At 55.7% G+C, this 1,701-nt stretch carries 2 protein-coding genes and 1 pseudogene; 1 reads left to right on the plus strand and 2 read right to left on the minus strand.

Going from position 1 to position 1,701, the window contains the following annotated elements; genetic code table 11:
* Both FDW87_RS22880 and serB read right to left on the minus strand, forming a co-directional pair.
* A pseudogene (locus FDW87_RS22880) lies at positions 1-374 on the minus strand (ATPase domain-containing protein); the annotation flags it as partial.
* An 83-nt stretch (positions 375-457) separates the two neighbouring features.
* Positions 458-1,426, minus strand: a complete 969-nt coding sequence (serB, locus tag FDW87_RS16490; protein ID WP_003829946.1) for a phosphoserine phosphatase — start codon at positions 1,424-1,426, stop codon at positions 458-460.
* Between the two features lie 115 nt (positions 1,427-1,541).
* Here serB and FDW87_RS22885 point away from each other — a divergent pair.
* The coding region (locus tag FDW87_RS22885) for an AhpA/YtjB family protein (protein WP_252363227.1) at positions 1,542-1,701 on the plus strand (160 nt) is incomplete at its 3' end.

Genomic DNA, 1,701 nt, shown 5'->3' on the forward strand with positions numbered 1-1,701 from the left:
GTTTTCATCTGCTCAGCGAGCTTGCACAGCGTTTGCAGCAGCAGCGTTGATTTCCCTGCGCCGGGGTTACCGCCAATCAGGATGGCGCTGCCGGGCACCACACCGCCGCCCAGCACGCGGTCAAACTCTTTAAATCCGGTGGAAAAACGCGGCAACTCTTCAAGACTGATATCAGACAGCTTCTGCACTTTTGCGACGCCCGCATTCCCGGCATAGCCGCTGAGCCGCTCGTTACGCGCCACCGTTGGTGACGCGGCAAGGCGTACCTCGGTAATGGTGTTCCAGGCCTGACAGGCGCTGCATTGCCCTTGCCAGCGCGGGTAATCGGCCCCGCATTCGTTACAAACAAAGGCGCGTTTTGGAGCTTTGGCCACGTTTTACCTCTTTCGTTAGCGCGTTTACCGGACAGCGTGGGCGCTTATCCGGCCTATGGTCACTTTGCCATCAGGCAATTAAATCATTTCTGGTTCATGCTGCCAGAGAGAATGCAGAACACGCCCATCAGGTCAGCGTGACGGATCGTAATCTCCGTCTTTTCATTCACTTTGGGTTTGGCATGATACGCTATACCCAGTCCAGCCGTTTTGATCATCGGCAGATCGTTGGCGCCATCGCCGATCGCCACCGTCTGCGCCATCGGGATCTCATACTCCTGCGCCAGGCGGGTCAGGGTGTTGGCTTTGTACTGCGCATCGACGATATCGCCGATCACGTTGCCGGTGAATTTACCGTCCATGATCTCCAGCTCGTTTGCCACAGCCGCCGTCAGACGTAGTTTGTTACGCAGATAATCGGCAAAGAAGGTAAAACCGCCGGAGGCAATTGCCACTTTCCAGCCGAGCGTTTCCAGTTTTAACACCAGTTGAGTCAGGCCAGGCATCAGTGGTAGCGTTTCGCGCACCTGGTGCAAAATATTGGCATCAGCGCCCTTCAACGTCGCCACGCGGCTGCGCAAGCTGGCGGTAAAGTCCAGCTCGCCGCGCATCGCGCGTTCGGTGACTTCGGCAACCATTTCGCCGGTTCCCGCCAGTTTGGCAATTTCATCAATACACTCGATCTGGATAGCCGTTGAATCCATGTCCATCACCAGCAAACCCGGCGTGCGCAAATGCGGAATTTTACCCAGTGGCGCAACATCCAGTTTGGCATCATGCGCCAGTTTTGCCGCACGCGGCGTTAACGAGCCCGCCAGACGAATCACCTGATAATCCTCAACGCACCACGCCGCCACGATCACCATCGCCGCACCCAGTTTGCTCTGGTATTGCGTTAACCGTTGTTTATCCAGCCCACGACCGTACAGCAGCCAGCCACTGCGGCCCGCGTGGTAATCCAGCGGCATGACTTCATCACCGCTTAAAGAGAGAGGCAGACCTGGCCACAGAGAAACATCTTCAGGTAGATCGCACCAGGTAATGTTAGGCATTAAAGCTCCTGTAAAATCGTTCGGGTCGGAATCATCAGGGGAAAATAACGCATGAGGCTACCCTGTAACCAGCGCTTCTGGCAACATTAAGTCTCAAATTTTCAGCAGGTGGAATATGGCTCGCACAAAACTGAAATTCCGACTTCATCGTGCAGTGATTGTATTGTCCTGCCTTGCGCTGCTCGTTGCTCTGATGCAGGGCGCGTCCTGGTTTAGTCAAAGCCACCAACAGCAGCGTAATCCGCAGCTCGAAGAGCTGGCGCGCACGCTGGCTC

This window comes from Citrobacter sp. wls826 (assembly GCF_005281245.1).
Lineage (GTDB): Bacteria > Pseudomonadota > Gammaproteobacteria > Enterobacterales > Enterobacteriaceae > Citrobacter > Citrobacter braakii.